Below are 2,444 nucleotides of genomic sequence, written 5' to 3'. Positions count from 1 at the left end.
GCCCGCGAGCACGCTCGCCGCGGCGAACACCGCGGCCCCGCCGCGCACGCGCCGCACCCGCTCCTCGATCTCGCCCGCGCCATCCACGTCGGCCATGGCGTACAGCGCGGCGCCCGCCGCCGACGCGGCGGCCGAGGTCTTGCACGGAATCACCGGCGCGCCGAAGGCGTCCACGGCCGCGACGACCGCGGGCTTCCCCGCGGCGGAGCCGATCAGCACCACCGCGTCGGGCCGGACCGCCGCCGCCTCGAACTGATCCCACGCCGCCGTCACCGCGGCGCCCATCGAGTCCGCGGTCGCCCCGCCCGCCTGACTGGTCGCGACGAGTATCCGGCGACGGCCACCGTCGATGAGGGTGAACGCCTGATATCCGGGCACCACCTCGCAGACCAGCAGGTCGTCGAATTCGTCGAGCCAGGTCATCATTCCGGCCACGCTGAGATGGGCCGCCTTCGATGACACCATCGAGGCCGTGTTCCACCGGCCGGTGGCCAGCCGGGTCACGATGGCCCGCCGCTCCGCGGCGTCCCGGTAGACGACCGCGGCGCCCGCGATCTCATGGTCGGGTCCGAGTTCGGTGGCGAGTTCGTCCATCGCCGTCTCGACGGTCTCCGCCAAGTCCGCCTTACTGTCGCCCGGCGTCCTCTTCACCCGATGCAGCAGCACGCGCTCGGGTAGCCGGGCGCCGGTGTCGGCGAACGCTACCGCGTGCACGGCGCCACGTTCGGTGGAAACGCCGAGTGTTACCACTGATCGAGCTACCACTGGCCACGCCTTCCTGGTTCTTTCGCGCGTCAGAAGCCACGCGCGCTCGGTATGTGTTCGGAGCCACATTCGATCCGGATGGGTGGTGAATTCGGACAGAAGATGAACACGCAGAAGCCGTGCGCGTGTCGTGCGCGTGTCCGTACCGTTAGCCTTGTTACGTGGAAGTACGCGCGGAGGCCAGGTCGAAGCAACGTCTGGACCCTGCGTTGGAGCTGCAGGACGACCCACAGGAGCTCATGCCGCGGCGACGGCCGACGCAGGAACGCAGCAAACGCAAGTTCGACGCCCTGCTGCAGGCGTCCAGAGAACTGCTCGTAGAGGTGGGTTTCGAGTCGTTCACCTGTGAAGAGGTGGCGGCGCGCGCCGAGGTGCCGATCGGCACGCTGTATCAGTTCTTCGCCAACAAGTACGTCATCGTCTGCGAGCTGAATCGGCAAGACCTCGTGGCCGTCTCGCGCGAGCTCGCCGACTTCCACGGCGAGATCCCGTCGCTGGACTGGCTGCGGCACATGAACCAGTTCGTCGACCACCTGGCGAACCTGTGGATGACCGACCCGTCCCGGCGCGAGGTGTGGCTCGCTATGCAGTCCACGCCGTCGACGCGCGCGACGGGCGCGATCCACGAGAAGGAGTTCGCCGAGGTCGTCTCGCAGATGCTGCGCCCGCTGACGCCGCGCACTCCGCGCGCCCGGCGCACCATGATGGCCGAGGTGCTGGTGCACGTCGTCTACTCGATGCTCAACTTCTCCGTCCAGGACGAGCAGGGCAACGCCGAGGCGGTGTCCGAACTCAAACGCCTCATGGTCGCGTATCTGCTTGTGGCGGAGAAGGAGTCCCGCTCGGCGAGCGGGCGCTGAGGATCCGGCCGTACACCAACTCGGTGCGCTGATACGCGAGAGCGCGGCCGGGATGGATCCCGACCGCGCTCCCGAGATGTGGTGCCCGCCTTACCCTTCGCGTCCCTCGATGAGATCCACGATCTCACCGGGGTCCTCCAGGACCACCATCGCGGCGGCCGTGTCGCCGTCGTGCGTCAGCGACAGGTGAACCCGTGCGCGCGGCAGGAACTCGGCGGCGAGGCCGTGCAGCTTGATGCTCGGCCTGCCCCACGCGTCGTTGACCACCTCGATCAGCGGGTACGGATTGTCACCGATCTGCGGGCGGCGGGCGAACCGCGATGAGGCCCAGGCCTTGATCACCGCTTCCTTCGCCGCCCACCGCACCGCGTAGCTGCGCGCCGGATCGGTCCCCTTGCTCTGACAGTAGCGTCGCTCGCCCGCGGTGAAACTCTCCCGGATCATGGTTGTTCCGGCGCGTTCGAGCTGTTCGGCGAACTCGGAGATGGTCACCAAGTCCAGGCCGATACCGAGGATCGTCATAGGCGGGCAGCCTACGACCTGAGCCGGCGGTCGGTGCGCGAACCGTCCGCAGTGTGGCCTGTGCCGCAGCCGAAGCCGTCGGCCCGGTACGCGCCGTCCCCGCCGAGGCGGGCCTCGGCCGAGAGCAGCACATCGGCCTCCAGCTGACGCGACTGCTTGGCGGGCGTGCCGTCACCACCCAGGCGCCGATCCGCCGGGCGCTCGTACAGCGGCGCGCCGCCGCACATGGCCTCGGTGAACCGCTGCCGCCCCGCGAGCTGACGCTCCTGCGCCCGTCGCTGGTACTCCTCGCGCCGC

Annotated in this window: 4 protein-coding genes; 1 reads left to right on the top strand and 3 read right to left on the bottom strand. The window is 69.4% G+C overall.

All coding sequences use genetic code 11. The annotated features are described in order from the left end of the window. On the bottom strand, positions 1-714 hold a 714-nt coding region (locus tag ON39_RS07720), incomplete at its 3' end, for a hypothetical protein (protein WP_040732581.1). Between the two features lie 290 nt (positions 715-1,004). On the opposite strand from ON39_RS07720, the gene ON39_RS07715 reads away from it, so the two are divergent. Then, a complete protein-coding gene (locus ON39_RS07715; RefSeq protein ID WP_246003097.1) occupies positions 1,005-1,625 on the top strand; it encodes a TetR/AcrR family transcriptional regulator in 621 nt (206 codons plus the stop codon). Between the two features lie 90 nt (positions 1,626-1,715). On the opposite strand, the gene acpS is transcribed toward ON39_RS07715, so the two are convergent. Both acpS and ON39_RS07705 read right to left on the bottom strand, forming a co-directional pair. After that, positions 1,716-2,147 carry a holo-ACP synthase AcpS gene (gene acpS / locus ON39_RS07710; RefSeq protein WP_040732579.1) on the bottom strand — a complete coding sequence of 144 codons (432 nt, stop codon included), beginning with the start codon at positions 2,145-2,147 and terminating at the stop codon, positions 1,716-1,718. Positions 2,148-2,158: 11 nt separating this feature from the next. Continuing rightward, positions 2,159-2,444 (bottom strand): hypothetical protein (locus ON39_RS07705; protein ID WP_040732578.1); only part of this gene is annotated, 286 nt, incomplete at its 5' end.

The organism is Nocardia tenerifensis NBRC 101015, assembly GCF_000308715.1.
GTDB lineage: Bacteria > Actinomycetota > Actinomycetes > Mycobacteriales > Mycobacteriaceae > Nocardia > Nocardia tenerifensis.
This window is presented reverse-complemented; position numbering and strand designations above follow the sequence as displayed.

Excerpts from the sequence above, each read along its gene's own strand:
- ON39_RS07715 (WP_246003097.1), top strand. The coding sequence starts at position 1,005 with ATGCCGCGGCGACGGCCGACGCAGGAACGCAGCAAACGCAAGTTCGAC.
- acpS (WP_040732579.1), bottom strand. The coding sequence starts at position 2,147 with ATGACGATCCTCGGTATCGGCCTGGACTTGGTGACCATCTCCGAGTTC.